We start from the raw sequence: 14,557 nt of genomic DNA, 5'->3' as shown, positions 1-14,557 counted from the left end.
GGGGATATCGAGAAGGGGAGGCTGTCAGCGCGATGACGACGGCCATGATCTGTCAGGCCGCCCGAGAGGACTGTCCCCGACACCGGGCGGTAGTCCCCGACCCCGGGCGGGTAGGGAGACCGACGGGCCGGCCGCGAGCGGGGTGCTCTGTGGGGCTGCCCGGGCCCCGAGGAGCCGTGGATGCACGAGCTGGCGATCACCCAGAACGTCGTGGACACGATCGTGGAACGGATCGGGGCAGCGCGGGCCACGGCGGTTCACCTGGTCATCGGGCGGGTGTCCGGCGTCGTGCCCGACTCCGTCCGATTCTGTTTCGACCTGGTGGCAGCGGGCACGCCGGTCGAAGGCGCTCGCCTGGAGATCGACGAACCGCCGGGCCGTGCCCGTTGCCGGCGGTGCGGCGCCACGTTCGAGGCCGACGATCGCCTGCTCCTGGTGCTCTGCCCGTGCGGCAGCGCCGACGTCGAGGTGGTCGGTGGCGACGAGCTGATGATCGTTACGGTCGAGGTGACACCCGTGCCGAGCGGCGGAGGTGATGTGGGATGTGTGGAACCTGCGGGTGTGACGACGTCGCGGCGCCGCCCCGGCTGACCTCCCTCGACGGGGTCGACCCCGTCGACCCCGTCCTCGTCGGTCCCGGCCCGGCGCTTGCCGGCCACGCGCCTGACGGGGGGACCACGTCGCGCACCGTGGTTGTCGAGGAGCGGATGCTGGCCAGGAACGACATGCTCGCCGAGGCGAACCGCCGCCGCCTGCTCGCCCGTGACGTGCTGGCGATCAACCTGATGGGCTCGCCGGGATCGGGCAAGACGACGCTGCTGGAGCGGACCGTCCGCGAGTTCGGCGTGGGCGTGCCGATCGCGGTGGTTGAAGGTGATCAGGAGAGTATCCGCGACGCCGAGCGCATCCGGTCCACGGGCGCTCCCGTCGTCCAGATCAACACCGGCCGTGGCTGCCACCTCGATGCGGCCATGATCGACTGTGCGCTGCGTGAGCTCGAACCAGCAGAGGATTCGATGGTGTTCATCGAGAACGTCGGCAATCTGGTCTGCCCGGCGCTGTTCGACCTGGGCGAGCGAGCCCGGGTGGTGCTGATGTCCGTCACCGAAGGCGAGGACAAGCCGACCAAGTATCCGCACATGTTCGCGGCTGCCGATCTCGTCCTGCTCACCAAGTGCGACCTGCTGCCCTACCTCGACGTTGAGGTCGCGCGGTACGAGGCGCAGGTTCACCGGATCAATCCCCGGGTCGACGTACTGCGCGTCCGCGCGACCCCGGGATCGGGGCCGGGTCTGAGGCCGGGGCCTGGCCTGGGCCAGTGGTACGCCTGGCTGCGCGCCGAGCGGGGTGCCGGCCACCGCCCGCGGTCGAGCGGGCCGTCTCACGGTGTTTGAGGCCGCGGCACCCGGGCAACCCGTCGAAGAATAGCTACGAGTGTTCTCGTAACTGCATATAGCCATAATGCGTAGTTACATGTAGTTACAGTACGGTGGGCATCGTCCCCAGGGGTGGTGCCACGGCTCCGCCGAAGGGGGACTGTCATGCTGCTCGCGGGTTCGTCCTGTCCTGGGCATCGCTCGCCATGACGGCGCCCAGCGCGCGGACCACCCTTCACGTGGACGTGGGGGCCGGCACCGGTGCCGACGAGGCCGGTGGGAGCTGTCCCGCCGGTTTCGCGTCGGCCCGTGCAGTGGCTGACGCGGTGCTGTACGAGGGCTATCTGCTCTATCCGTATCGCCGCTCCTCGGGCAAGAACCGGATGCGGTGGCAGTTCGGGGTGCTCGCGCCGCGGCGTTGGGTCGAGGCGGGTGGGCCGGTTCCACGGACCGTCGCCGGATCGACGGATGCGTGGTGCCAGCAGACCGACTGTCTTCTCGAGCTGTCCCCGACCGCCTCGGTTGTCGTCCGGCTGCGCTTTCTGCAACTCCAGCGCCGTTCGGTCGAGGTCAGAGGGGCCGACGGTGCGTTCGGCGAGGTCGACGCGCTGAAGGCGGACGGCGCTGCTCGGCTGAGTTTCGACGAGGCGGTGCCGCGCGAGGCCGGTCTCACCCTCGACCTGGCCGACCTGGCCGACCTGGCCGACCTGGCCGACCTGGCTGACCTGGCCGACCCGGCCGACCCGGCTGTGCGGGGCCGGTCGGCGGAACAGGCTGATCGTGGAGAGTCGTTCAGCCTGAGCCTGCCCGGTGGTATGGAGATCGAGCCGTTGGATGATCGCGGCAACCCGGCGGGCCGCGACGTTGGGCGCGGCGGTGCGGCTCGGGTGGTTCGCCGGCGGTGGCCGGTCTCGGCGACGGTCCGGGTGTCCGTGACGCGGGCTGCGGCTCCCTTCCGGCTGTACCGGCTGCGCCTGGTCGTCGAGAACACGGTGGCGGACGTCCCCGCCGGCGCCGCGCGACCGATGGCGCTGCGCCGATCGATGATCGCGACACACAGCCTCCTGGGTGCGTGCGGGGGACGGTTCCTCTCGCTGCTCGATCCGCCGACCTGGGCCGCCGGGGCGACACGGGAGTGTGAGAACATCCACACCTTCCCCGTTCTCGCCGGTGCCGACGGAGCGCCGGACGTGATGCTGTCCTCGCCGATCATCCTGTACGACCATCCCCGGATCGCCCCCGAGAGCCCGGGTGACCTCTTCGACGCCACCGAGATCGATGAAATCCTCTCGCTGCGCACGCTGGCTCTGACCGACGACGAGAAACACGAGGCTCGGGCGACCGATCGCCGCGCCGCGGAGATTATCGACCGGGTCGACGGGATCCCGCGGGACACACTCGCCCGCCTGCATGGCGCCGTCCGGTCGCTGYGACCGGTTCCGTCGGTCGGGGCCGCGCCGGCCGGCGTACCGGTTGCCGCCGCGACCACGCGATGGTGGGAGCCGGAGGCGGACCGGTCGGTCCGTCCGGACAGTGACAGTGTTTCCCTGGACGGCGTGATGATCGCTAAGGGCAGCCGGGTCCGGCTGCATCCCCGTGACCGTGGAAGCAGCTGTGGAAGCGACGCGCACGACATGTTTCTCAGGGGGCGCGAGGCCCGGGTTCAGGCCGTCTTTCTGGACGTTGACGGCGCCTGGCACGTCGCGGTGTCCCTGGACGACGACCCGGCCGCCGAACTGCACCGGTGGTACGGCCGTCATTACTACTTCGCACCCGAGGAGCTGGCACCGCTCACCGACGGACCGGGTGCGTCATGATCGGGCCGGCGCCCACCCGCGTGGGTCCGCCCGCGGGTTCCTCCGCGGGTCCACCGCGCGTCCTCGTCGCCGGGATCGGCAACGTGTTCCTCGGCGACGACGGATTCGGGGTGGAGGTTGTGCGCCGCATCGACCCGGCGGACCTGCCGGCCGGGGTGGACGTCGTCGACTACGGGATCCGCGGCGTGCATCTCGCCTATGAGCTCCTCGACGGCCGGTACGACGTGGTGATCCTCGTCGACGCGGTCCCGTCGACCGATCCACCGGGGACTCTCGTGGTGCTCCGGCCCGAACTTGACGGGGCCGGCGTCAACGACATTCCCGTTGACGACATCCCCCCCGTCGATGACATCCCCCTCATGGACGCCCATGGCATGTCTCCCGACGTGGTCCTGCGGTTGCTGCGGGGCCTCGGTGGCGATGTCGGCCGAGTGCTGGTCGTCGGCTGCCGACCCGCCGTCGTCGAGGAGCGGATGGGACTGTCCCGCGCCGCGGGGGCTGCCGTCGGCGACGCGGTGCGGCTCATCGCGCAGATCGTCCGAGACCCCGGCTCGTGGGGTCCATCCCCAGCATCCGCCAGTAGGAGGGAGGGGCCGAGATGACGGCCACGAACCCGCAGTCCGGGAGCTCGCGACGCGGCGGTTTCGACGAGGTGCACATCCTCTGGATCTCCGAGGGGATGAGCTGCGACGGCGACACGGTGTCGGTGACCGCGGCCTCCCAGCCAGCGATCGAGGATGTCGTCACCGGGCTCGTGCCGGGGTTGCCGACGGTCCATCTGCATAACAAGGTGCTGTCGCCGACCGTCGGCGGGGAGGAGTTCCTGGCCCCGTACCGAGCCGCGGCCCGCGGTGACATCGAGCCGTTCATCCTCGTCATCGAGGGCTCGATTCCGAACGAGAACATCCACGGCGACGGGTACTGGACGTCGTTCGGGAACGATCCGGACACCGGCCAGCCGCTGACCCTGAACTGGTGGATCGACCGGCTGGCACCCAGGGCGTGGGCGGTCGTCGCGATCGGCACCTGCGCCGCGTACGGCGGGATCCACGCGATGGCCGGCAACCCGACCGGGTCGATGGGCCTTGCCGACTACCTGGGCCATGACTTCACCTCCGCCGGCAACCTGCCGATTGTCAACGTCCCCGGCTGCCCGGTTCAACCGGACGACTTCATGGAGACGCTGACCTGGGTGCTTTACCACGCGGCGGGCACGGCACCGCCGCCACCGCTGGACGACCAACTCCGACCCCAGTGGATCTTCGGTCGGACCGTGCACGAGGGCTGTGACCGGGCGGGCTACTACGAACAGGCCGATTTCGCGAAGGACTACAACTCGCCGAAGTGTCAGGTGAAGATTGGCTGCTGGGGTCCGGTGGTGAACTGCAACGTGCCCAAGCGCGGGTGGATGGGCGGGCTGGGCGGCTGCCCGAACGTGGGCGGCATCTGCATTGCCTGCACGATGCCGGGATTCCCGGACAAGTTCATGCCGTTCATGGACATGCCGCCGGGAGGGAGCCTGTCCTCGCGCGCGATCAAACCCTACGGGTCGTTCATCCGCAGGCTGCGTGGCATCACCAATGCGACGGCGAACACCGAGCCGAAGTGGCGGCACAACCGGGAGCTGCTGACCACCGGCTACGACCCGCATTACCGCCCCTAGGACCGGGCCGGAGCCCACGTCGGCGAGACGGCAGGCGGGGCGGCACACCCGGTCTGTCCGGGCCGGGCCCAGCGATGCCGGAGGGAGTGTGCGATGACGACGACCAGGCAGTCGAGAACCGGGGAGAAGCCCGCCCAGATCGTGGAGATGGCGTGGGACCCGATCACGCGCATCATCGGCAACCTCGGGATCTACACGAAGATCGACTTTGCCAACCGGCGGGTCACCGAGTGTCACAGCACCTCGTCGCTGTTCCGCGGCTATTCGGTGTTCATGAAGGGCAAGGATCCGCGGGACGCGGGTTTCATCACCAGCCGCATCTGCGGCATCTGTGGGGACAACCACACCACCTGCTCGGTCTACGCCCAGAACATGGCGTACGGCATCGCGAACCCGCCGATGGCGGAATGGATCATCAATCTCGGAGAGGCCGCCGAGTACCTGTTCGATCACACGATCTTCCAGGACAACCTGGTGTTCGTGGACTTCTGCGAGGCGATGGTCAAGCAGACCAATCCCGGCGTGCTGGCCCGGGCAGAGGCCACCGCCGCACCGAACGCGGCCGTGCACGGGATGCGGACTATCGCTGACATCATGCGTTCGTTCAACCCGTTCGAGGGGGAGATCTACCGGGAGGCCCTCAAGGTTAGCCGGATCACCCGCGAGATGTTCTGCCTGATGGAGGGCAGGCACGTGCACCCCTCCACGCTGTATCCGGGCGGGGTCGGCACGATGCCGGAACCGACGGTGTTCACCGACTACCTCAGCCGGCTGATGGAGATCCTTGATTTCGTCAAGAAGGCCGTCGCGTTGAACGACGACCTGTTCGACTTCTGGTACGAGGCGCTGCCCGGTTACGAGGAGGTCGGCCGCCGCCGGGTGCTGCTGGGCTGCTGGGGCGCGTTCCAGGATCCGAACGTCGTGGACTACCGGTACGAGAACATGACCACCTGGGGCCGGGCGATGCACGTGACACCCGGGATCGTCGTCGACGGCGATCTGCTGACCACCGACCTGGTGGAGATCAATCTGGGTATCCGGATCCTGCTGGGCAGTTCCTTCTACCAGGACTGGGTGAACGAGGAGCCGTTCGTCACCCGGGATCCGCTCGGAAATCCGGTCGACATGCGCCATCCGTGGAACCAGACGACGCTGCCGGTGCCGCAGAAGCGGGACTTCGGGGAGAAGTACAGCTGGGTGATGAGCCCGCGGTGGCTTGACGCCCGCAGCGGCGAGCATCTCGCCCTGGATACCGGGGGAGGGCCCTTCGCTCGGCTTTACACCACGGCACTCGCCGGACTGGTGAACACCCCCTACGTCACCGCGACCGGGGGCGCGGTGAACATCTCGCTGCCGCGCAGCCGCACGCTGCCCGCCGTCGACCTGCAGTGGAAGCCGCCGGCCTGGTCGAACGCGATCGAGCGGGACCGGGCCCGTGTCTACTTCGTCGCCTACGCGGCGGCGATGGCGCTGTACTTCCTCGAGCAGGGCATGGATCGGGTGCGCTCGGGTGACACCCGGGTGTTCTGCGACTTCGACGTGCCGGACGAGACGATCGGCTGCGGTTTCCACGAGGCGGTGCGCGGCGTGCTGTCGCACCACATGGTGGTGCGCGACGGCAAGATCGCAAATTATCACCCCTACCCGCCGACGCCGTGGAACGGCAGCCCCCGCGACTTCTTCGGAACTCCGGGCCCCTACGAGGACGCGGTACAGAACATGCCGATCTTCGAGGAGAACGGTCCGGAGGGGTTCAAGGGCGTTGATGTGATGCGGACGGTGCGCAGCTTCGACCCCTGCCTGCCCTGCGGGGTGCACATGTATCTCGGTCGGGGCCGCACCCTGCGCACGGTGCACTCGCCGATGTTCGGGGCCAGCCATGGTTGATCCGGACGGCGCGGGTGGGCACCGGCTCGACGATCTCGCTGTGCGGGGCCGGCTCGCCCACCTCGACGAGGTGCTGGCGCAGGTGGAGCGCATTCCGGGGCCGAGTGGTGAGCTGGCGATCGACGCGGTGGCAACACTCGCGGCGGTGTACGGCGAGGCGCTGGCCCGAGCCGTCGGATACGCGTCGGGAGCCCCGGAGGTGCTCGCCGCGTTCACCGGCGACGAGCTGCTCGACCATCTGCTCGTCCTGCACGACGTCCATCCTGAGCCGGTCGGGGCCCGGGTCGCGCGGGCGATCGAGCAGCTTCGACCCGCAGTCCGGGACCGGGGTGGGGAGATCGAGCTGAGTGGGATCGAACGGGGGGTGGCCGAGGTCCGGCTGACCCTCGGCGGGTGTGGCTCGACCTCGGCGGGGGTCACCGAGGCGGTTCGCCAGGCCGTGCTCGCCGTCGCGCCGGAGCTGTCCGACGTCCGGCGCCTACCCGCGCCGGGTGAACCCGAGCGGACCGCCTTCGTTCCCCTCGACACCGTGCTCGCCCGGCCCGTCGCCGACGGGGTGGGTCCATGACGGCCCCGATGTCCCCGACGGCCGACGGCGCGTTGCGGCGGCTTGTGCGCGCCGCGACCGACCGCGCCGGCGCGGCCGAGGCCCGCTGCGACATGTGCCGGACCGCCGTGCCGGCGGAGCATCGGCACATCCTCGACGAACAACGCGACGAGCTGCTCTGCGCCTGCCAGGCGTGCGCGCTGCTGTTCGACCGGGAGGCGGCCGGACGTGGGCACTTCCGGCTCGTTCCCCGGCGACGGCTGCGGCTTCCCGCACTCGACGCGGACGAGCTGGGTACCCCGGTGGGGTTGGCGTTCTTCGTCGTCGGGACCGACGGCTCGGTCAGCGCCCGCTATCCCAGCCCGATGGGCGCCACCCGCTGGGGCGTCGCGCCCGGCACGTGGCGCGGCATCGTGCGGCGCTGCCCGGCGCTGGGTGACCTGACACCGCTGGTCGAGGCGCTGCTGACGAACACTACCCACGGCCGCCACGAGCACTGGATCGTTCCCGTCGACGACTGTCACCGGCTCGTGGCGGTCATCCGGCGGGAGTGGAGGGGCCTGTCCGGAGGCCTGCGCGTGTGGCCGGCGATCGACGGGTTCTTCGCCGATCTCGGCCGCCGGCCCGCAAGCCCGGTGCGGGCCGCACGGCCGGTGCATCTCACGGGCCAGGGCCGCGCTGGCCCCGCGGGGCGGGGCTGAGAGGAAAGAGAGGGAGGGCAGGACGAGATGGCCGAGATCCGGGTCGGTAAGCCCGACGTCGCGCCGGACGCCACCGCGCACGTCAAGGGGGTTGCACAGGGCAACGCGACCGGTTCGTACCGATGGCAGGTGGGGCACCACGCCGATGGCAGCGCCGACGCTCGGCGCTCCACCGGCGTCCGACCGAAGAGGCGCAATCCCGTCGCGCCGAGGAGCATGCCCAACCTGCCGCCGGGGTAGCGCCCAGCAGGCGGCGCACCACCCGAAGCCCGCGGACACGCGTGGGAAAACGGTACCGAGGAGGTGGACATGAGTAGTCGCAAGCTGGTGCTGGCGACAGTCGGCGTGGCCGGTGCCGTCGGCCTATTCTGGAGGGAGTATCCGGCCCTCGTCCGATACATCAGGATCGAGAAGATGTGATGGCGGACGGCACGGCGGGCCGCATGACCCGGCCGGTGCTCTCGGTGGGCGGGGCCGGTGAACCGAGCCGGGAGGCCGGCCCAGGCGGCCGGGCCCGGCGACGGTTCGTCGTCCAGGGGCTGGTCCAGGGGGTCGGCTTCCGGCCGTTCGTCCACGCCGCCGCGACGGAGCTGGCTCTGACCGGCTGGGTGCGCAACGACACCGGCGGCGTGGTCGCGGAGGTCGAGGGAACCCCCGGCGCAGTCGAGGACTTCGCCCGCCGGCTTCGCTGCGACGTGCCGCCGCTGGCCATGGTCGAGCGGGTCGTGACCACGGAACTTCCGCCCTGCGGCGGATCCGGCTTCGCGATCGTCCGATCCCGGCCGGCCGCGGGTGGGCGTACGGCGGCGGCCCCCGACGTGGCGACATGCCCGGATTGCCTGCGGGAACTGGCCGATCCCGCGGACCGGCGTTACCGGCATCCGTTCATCACGTGCACCAACTGCGGACCCAGGTTCACGATCATCACCGACCTTCCCTACGACCGGCCGGCAACGACGATGGCCCGGTTCGCCATGTGCCCCGTGTGTGAGCGGGAGTACTCCGATCCGGCCGACCGACGTTTCCATGCCCAGCCGATCGCCTGCCCGGCGTGCGGACCGCGCCTGGAGTTCGTGTCGCCGTTGGGCGCGCCGCGGACCGGCGAGGACGCGCTCGCCGCGGCGCGGCGGCTGCTCGCCGACGGTGGCGTCCTGGCGGTGAAGGGGGTGGGCGGCTACCACCTCGCCTGCGTCGCCACCGACCCGACGGCGGTGACGACCCTGCGACGCCGCAAACGGCGCGGCGGCAAGCCGTTCGCCGTCATGGTCCACGACCTGGCTGCGGCCCGGGCCCTGGCGCATGTCGACGAGCGGGAGGCGGCCCTGCTCACCGACCCCGCTCGGCCCATCGTGCTGGTGCGCCGCCGTCGCGACGGCCGTCCCGCGCTCGCCGACTCCGTTGCCCCGGACAACCCCGATCTCGGTCTGCTGCTGCCCTACACGCCGGTGCACCATCTGCTGCTCGGCCTGCCAGGCGAGCCCGTGCCCCTCCATCGAACCGTCGGCACCGCCGGATGGCCGCCGTTGGTGATGACCTCCGGGAACCTCGGCGGCGAGCCGATCGCGGCCGAGGACACCGACGCCCTGCGCCGGCTCGCCCCGCTTGTCGATGGCTGGCTGCGCCACGACCGTCCGATCCGGGTGCCCTGCGACGACTCCGTTGTCCGGGTGGTCGATGGTGCCCCGTCGCCGGTACGCCGCTCGCGTGGCTACGCGCCGTTGCCGGTGCCGCTGCCGTTCGAGGTGCCCCCGACGCTGGCCGTCGGGGCCGACCTCAAGAACACCTGCGGCCTGGGCGCGGGCCGGTCGGCCTGGCTCAGCGGGCACATCGGGGACATGGACGACCTGGCCACCCTGCGCGCCTTCGACGCCGCCGAGCGGCACCTCGAGCACCTGACCGGCGTCACCCCCCGCCAGCTCGTCACCGACGCGCATCCGGGCTATCGGTCGCGCCAGTGGGCTGTGCGGCACGCCGCCGGCCGACCGATACGGACCGTGCAGCATCACCATGCCCATGTGGCCGCGCTGATGGCCGAGCACGGCCTCGACGGCACCCGGCCGGTGGTGGGATTCGCCTTTGACGGGACCGGCTACGGCCCCGACCGGGCCGTGTGGGGCGGCGAGGTGCTGATCGCCGACTACCGCGGGTTCCGGCGCTTCGCCCACCTGGGCTATGTGCCGCTTGCCGGTGGGGACGCCGCGGTTCGGCGGCCCTGCCGGATGGCGCTCGCCCATCTGCACGCCGCCGGAGTCCGCTGGGATCCCACCCTGCCGCCGGTYGTCGCCTGCCCGCAGCCGGAGCGGCGGGTGCTGACCCACCAGCTGGCCAGCGGGCTGGGCTGCGTGCCGACCTCCAGCATGGGGCGGCTCTTCGACGCGGTCAGCTCGCTGCTCGGCATCCGTCACGAGGTCGACTTCGAGGCGCAGGCGGCGATCGAGCTGGAGGCCCGGGCGCGCACCGCGGCCGGCGGCGGCGCGGACGACCGCGAACGCCACGCGTTCGCCCTGCGCGGGCAGGGGCTGGGCAGGCCGCTGATTATCGACCCGGCGCCGGTCATCCGGGCGATGGTGAGGGATCTGTCGGCCGGGCTCGCCGTGGACATCGCCGCGGTCCGTTTCCACACAGCCGTCGTGGCGATGATCGTGGACCTCGCCCGGCGGGCACGCGGCGAGGTGGGCCTTGACCTGGTCGGACTCACCGGCGGGGTCTTCCAGAACGCCGTTCTGACGACGGCTGCATCCAGGGCACTGCATGCGGGGGGCTTCACGGTGCTGCGGCATGCGCGGGTACCTCCGAATGACGGGGGGATCGCTCTCGGTCAGCTGCTCGTCGCCGCAGCGCGGGAGAAGACGCGGGAAAAGGGGTGAGGAACAGGTGTGTCTCGCGGTTCCAGGACGGGTGGTGGGGATCGAGGAACGCCACGGGGCCCGGATGGCCGAGGTCGATTTCGGGGGTGTGCGCAAGGACGTCTGCCTGCAGTACCTGCCCGAGGTCATGGTCGGCGAGTACGTGATCGTGCATGTGGGGTTCGCGATCCAACGGCTGGACGAACGCTCGGCGGTGGAGTCGCTGGCCACCTTCGCGCGGATGGGACTCCTGACCGAGGAGCTGGGTGACGGTGCGGCCGGTGTGAGTGCCACGGCCCGCGGGGCCGGCGAGGAGGGGGTGACGCGGTGAGGTATCTGGAGGAGTTCCGGGATCCGGAGCTGGCCGGTCGGCTGCTGGAACAGATCCACGCGACGACGACTCGCCCATGGTCGATCATGGAGGTCTGCGGTGGGCAGACTCACTCGCTCATCCGGCACGGTATCGATCAGCTTCTGCCCGAGGGCATCGAGATGATCCACGGCCCCGGCTGCCCGGTGTGCGTGACCCCGCTTGAGATCATCGACAGGGCGCTGGAGATCGCCGCACGGCCGGGCGTCATCTTCTGCTCCTTCGGCGACATGCTGCGGGTGCCGGGGAGCGATCGGGACCTCTTCCGGGTGAAGAGCGCGGGCGCCGACGTCCGGGTGGTCTACTCCCCGYTGGACGCCCTGACGATCGCCCAGCGCAACCCCGATCGGGAGGTCGTGTTCTTCGGGATCGGATTCGAGACCACCGCGCCGGCCAACGCGATGACGGTCTTCCAGGCGAAACGGCTCGACTTGGGCAACTTCTCCCTGCTGGTGTCGCACGTGCTGGTACCGCCGGCGATTGCCGCGATCATGGAGTCGCCGAGCTGCCGCGTCCAGGGGTTCCTGGCCGCTGGTCACGTCTGCAGCGTGATGGGCACCGGCGAGTACCCGGCCCTGGCACGGCGTTACGGCGTGCCGATCGTGGTCACCGGCTTCGAACCACTCGACCTCCTCGAGGGCATCCGCCGCACCGTGGTGCAGCTGGAGGCCGGCCGACACGAGGTGGAGAACGCCTATCCCCGAGCGGTTCCGGCAGCCGGCAACCCGGCCGCCATCGCGATGCTGCGGGATGTTTTCGAGGTGGCCGACCGGGCCTGGCGGGGCATCGGTGTCATCCCGGGCAGCGGCTGGCGCCTGTCGCCGGCCTACCGCGACTTCGACGCGGAGCTGCGGTTTGCCGTCGCGGATGTCCACACGGCCGAGTCGTCGGCGTGCCGATCGGGCGAGGTGCTCCAAGGCCTGATCAAGCCGCATGAGTGCGCGGCCTTCGGACGGCAGTGCACTCCGCGGACCCCGCTCGGCGCGACCATGGTGTCCTCCGAAGGGGCCTGTGCCGCCTACTACCTCTACCGCCGGATGAGCACCTCCCCGGCGATTGCGCAGCCCCTGCCGGAAGCGGGACGTGCGCCGGAAGCGGGACATGTGCTGGAGGTGGGACGTGCGCTGGAGGTGGGACATGGTGGATGAGGCCGCGACGGCGGTGGATCCGGCCGCGTGGACCTGCCCGGCGCCGTTGGTGGAGTGCCCCACGATCGTGATGGGGCATGGCGGCGGGGGGGCGATGTCGGCCGAACTCGTCGAGCATCTCTTCCTGCCGGCCTTCGCAGCCGCCGGCGCGGGCGGTCCGGAGGACCTGGGGGATGCGGCCGTGGTCACCGTCGACGGCGCACGGGTGTCGTTCACCACCGACTCCTACGTCGTTCGACCGTTGTTCTTCCCTGGCGGCTCGATCGGTGATCTTGCGGTCAACGGAACCGTCAACGACCTGGCGATGTCCGGCGCCGAACCCCGGTACCTCTCGACCGCATTCATCCTGGAAGAGGGCACCGAGCTGACCGATCTCGGCCGGGTGGCGGATGCGCTCGGAGCGGCGGCCCGTGCCGCGGGCGTCCGGCTGGTCACCGGCGACACCAAGGTCGTCGATGCCGGTCACGGTGATGGGGTCTACGTCAACACGGCGGGGATCGGCCTGGTTCCCGACGGCGTTGACATCCGGCCCGCTCGGGCCCGGCCGGGCGACGTCGTCCTGGTCAGCGGCGAGATCGGGCTGCACGGGATCGCCGTGCTCAGCTGCCGGGAGGGCCTGGAATTCGCCACGGAGGTCCGCAGTGACACCGCACCGTTGCACGGACTGGTCGGCGCCATGTTGCGCACCGGCGCGGACGTGCACGCCCTGCGGGACCCGACGCGCGGAGGACTGGCCGCGACACTCAACGAGATTGCGCGGACCGCGCGGGTGGGAATCGTCATCACCGAACGGCATGTTCCCGTTCCCGAGCCGGTCCTCGACGCCTGCAGCATTCTCGGGCTGGACCCCTTCTACATCGCCAACGAGGGCAAGCTCGTGGCGATGGTCGCGCCGCGGGACGCCGATCGGGTGCTCGAGGCGATGCGCGCGCGCCCACTCGGCCGAAACGCGGCTGTGATAGGTACGGTGACCGCGGAACACCCGGGAATGGTGGTCGCGAGGACCGGTCTCGGCGCGAGCCGCCTGGTGGACCTCCCGGTCGGTGAGCAACTTCCCCGAATCTGCTGAATCTCTGAGCTGTTTTCGAGTCCAGGGTGGACCCGTGCATTCCGGTCCGCGCCTCCGTCGCCGAATTCGACAAGATCCCCGGGCAGGTGGAATGGTGAGGTGCATGCCTGTCGGCCTCTCGGTGGCGGGCTGGGGCTCAGGGAGTGACCGGCTGGCGCGCCGCGGGCGTCCGGCGGAATGCGGAGAGGACGTCCTCCGGACGCTCGGAGACGGGCGTCGGCGGCTCGGGATGGCGGCGATCATGGTCGGGTGGCCGGGAACGGTCTGTACGTGAACATGGTTGTAAGCGTAGACCTCTCGCCCGGCGATGTCGAACACGCGTTCGTTTCTGTGGTCGCGGCTCCGTCTTGGGGGTGTGGTCGTAATCGTGAAAGGATGACCCGTCGTTCCGCGTTGAACGTTGGTCTCAACCGAGGTAGCGTAGGCGGGTATTGGCGCGGTTGTTTCCGTCGAGGGCGAGAGTGGAGGCATCAGGCTTGCGGTCGGTTGGGGCTGTGGTGGTATGCTTCACTCTTAAGTCGTCCGGCCCGCCATGTGGCGGTTGGGCGGACGAAGCGGCGGTGGATAATCGTATGGTCTTTCGGGTGTTGTTGAGGTGAGTCGTGAGTACAGGTAAGGTTCTTCGCTTCGACCATGTTCGGGGTTAYGGTTTCATAGCTCCCAGTGACGGTGGAGACGATATTTTCCTACATGCCAACGATCTTCTTGTTGAGAAGAATCTCGTCATCCCTGGGGCCGTCATGGAGTTCGAGATCGAGGAGGGCGAGCGTGGGCTGAAGGCCAGTGCGGCCCGCATCCTCAGGTCCGCGCCCGCGGCTTCGGGTCTGGCCGCTCCGGCGCCGACGAGGGGAACCGTCCACGCGGACGATTCCGACGCTCTCTGCGACGTCCTGCCGGTCGGGGAGTTCACCCAGGAAATCACCGAACTGTTGCTCCGGATCGACCCGACCCTGACGGGGACGCAGATAGTCCGGATCAGAAGCGAGCTGATGGGCGTGGCCGAGAAGTACGGTTGGATCGAGAGCTGACGCGTATCCGGGCAGGGCGACGTCAAAGTAGGTACGGCGTGGCGTCTTGAGTTTGTGGTCGGCTACTGCTAGGGGTCGGGCCGCGAAGGGCCCTGGAACGCGGCA

At 70.1% G+C, this 14,557-nt stretch carries 14 protein-coding genes; all 14 read left to right on the top strand.

The genetic code is table 11. The annotated features are described in order from the left end of the window. The first annotated feature begins 180 nt into the window (after positions 1 to 180). The 14 genes from KBI5_RS14155 to KBI5_RS14090 all read left to right on the top strand — a co-directional run bounded on the left by KBI5_RS14155 (position 181) and on the right by KBI5_RS14090 (position 14,452). Positions 181 to 591 carry a hydrogenase maturation nickel metallochaperone HypA gene (locus KBI5_RS14155; protein WP_011436371.1) on the top strand — a complete coding sequence of 137 codons (411 nt, stop codon included), beginning with the start codon at positions 181 to 183 and terminating at the stop codon, positions 589 to 591. Continuing rightward, positions 543 to 1,394, top strand: coding sequence for a hydrogenase nickel incorporation protein HypB (hypB, locus tag KBI5_RS14150; protein ID WP_011436372.1), 852 nt, complete (start codon positions 543 to 545; stop codon positions 1,392 to 1,394). Before KBI5_RS14155 ends, hypB begins: the two co-directional genes overlap by 49 nt. A 188-nt stretch (positions 1,395 to 1,582) precedes the next feature. Continuing rightward, on the top strand, positions 1,583 to 3,193 hold the full coding sequence (locus tag KBI5_RS14145) for a hypothetical protein (protein ID WP_085015491.1): 1,611 nt from the start codon (positions 1,583 to 1,585) through the stop codon (positions 3,191 to 3,193). Continuing rightward, positions 3,190 to 3,795: a hydrogenase maturation protease gene (locus KBI5_RS14140; RefSeq protein ID WP_011436374.1), complete on the top strand. Its 606-nt coding sequence runs from the start codon at positions 3,190 to 3,192 to the stop codon at positions 3,793 to 3,795. The genes KBI5_RS14145 and KBI5_RS14140 overlap by 4 nt, the downstream gene beginning before the upstream one ends. Beyond that, on the top strand, positions 3,792 to 4,856 hold the full coding sequence (locus tag KBI5_RS14135) for a hydrogenase expression protein HypE (protein WP_011436375.1): 1,065 nt from the start codon (positions 3,792 to 3,794) through the stop codon (positions 4,854 to 4,856). Before KBI5_RS14140 ends, KBI5_RS14135 begins: the two co-directional genes overlap by 4 nt. 93 nt (positions 4,857 to 4,949) lie before the next feature. Continuing rightward, positions 4,950 to 6,743, top strand: coding sequence for a nickel-dependent hydrogenase large subunit (locus KBI5_RS14130; protein WP_011436376.1), 1,794 nt, complete (start codon positions 4,950 to 4,952; stop codon positions 6,741 to 6,743). Continuing rightward, on the top strand, positions 6,736 to 7,311 hold the full coding sequence (locus KBI5_RS14125) for a NifU family protein (RefSeq protein ID WP_011436377.1): 576 nt from the start codon (positions 6,736 to 6,738) through the stop codon (positions 7,309 to 7,311). The genes KBI5_RS14130 and KBI5_RS14125 overlap by 8 nt, the downstream gene beginning before the upstream one ends. Continuing rightward, on the top strand, positions 7,308 to 7,991 hold the full coding sequence (locus KBI5_RS14120; protein WP_011436378.1) for a DUF5947 family protein: 684 nt from the start codon (positions 7,308 to 7,310) through the stop codon (positions 7,989 to 7,991). The genes KBI5_RS14125 and KBI5_RS14120 overlap by 4 nt, the downstream gene beginning before the upstream one ends. 27 nt (positions 7,992 to 8,018) lie before the next feature. After that, positions 8,019 to 8,231 (top strand): hypothetical protein, encoded by a 213-nt coding sequence (locus KBI5_RS14115; RefSeq protein WP_023841716.1) that lies wholly within the window; start codon positions 8,019 to 8,021, stop codon positions 8,229 to 8,231. 179 nt (positions 8,232 to 8,410) lie between these two features. Continuing rightward, positions 8,411 to 10,858, top strand: coding sequence for a carbamoyltransferase HypF (gene hypF / locus KBI5_RS14110; protein ID WP_235609314.1), 2,448 nt, complete (start codon positions 8,411 to 8,413; stop codon positions 10,856 to 10,858). Between the two features lie 7 nt (positions 10,859 to 10,865). After that, on the top strand, positions 10,866 to 11,168 hold the full coding sequence (locus KBI5_RS14105; RefSeq protein WP_011436380.1) for a HypC/HybG/HupF family hydrogenase formation chaperone: 303 nt from the start codon (positions 10,866 to 10,868) through the stop codon (positions 11,166 to 11,168). Continuing rightward, positions 11,165 to 12,355: a hydrogenase formation protein HypD gene (hypD, locus tag KBI5_RS14100; protein ID WP_035912254.1), complete on the top strand. Its 1,191-nt coding sequence runs from the start codon at positions 11,165 to 11,167 to the stop codon at positions 12,353 to 12,355. Before KBI5_RS14105 ends, hypD begins: the two co-directional genes overlap by 4 nt. After that, positions 12,345 to 13,424, top strand: coding sequence for a hydrogenase expression/formation protein HypE (gene hypE, locus KBI5_RS14095; protein ID WP_011436382.1), 1,080 nt, complete (start codon positions 12,345 to 12,347; stop codon positions 13,422 to 13,424). The genes hypD and hypE overlap by 11 nt, the downstream gene beginning before the upstream one ends. 602 nt (positions 13,425 to 14,026) lie before the next feature. Then, positions 14,027 to 14,452: a cold shock domain-containing protein gene (locus tag KBI5_RS14090; RefSeq protein WP_011436383.1), complete on the top strand. Its 426-nt coding sequence runs from the start codon at positions 14,027 to 14,029 to the stop codon at positions 14,450 to 14,452. Positions 14,453 to 14,557 lie beyond the last annotated feature (105 nt).

This window comes from Frankia sp. KB5, from assembly GCF_002099325.1.
Taxonomy (GTDB): Bacteria; Actinomycetota; Actinomycetes; order Frankiales; family Frankiaceae; genus Frankia; species Frankia casuarinae.
The sequence above is the reverse complement of the archived record's forward strand: the minus strand, read 5'-3'. Positions and strand labels throughout refer to the sequence as shown.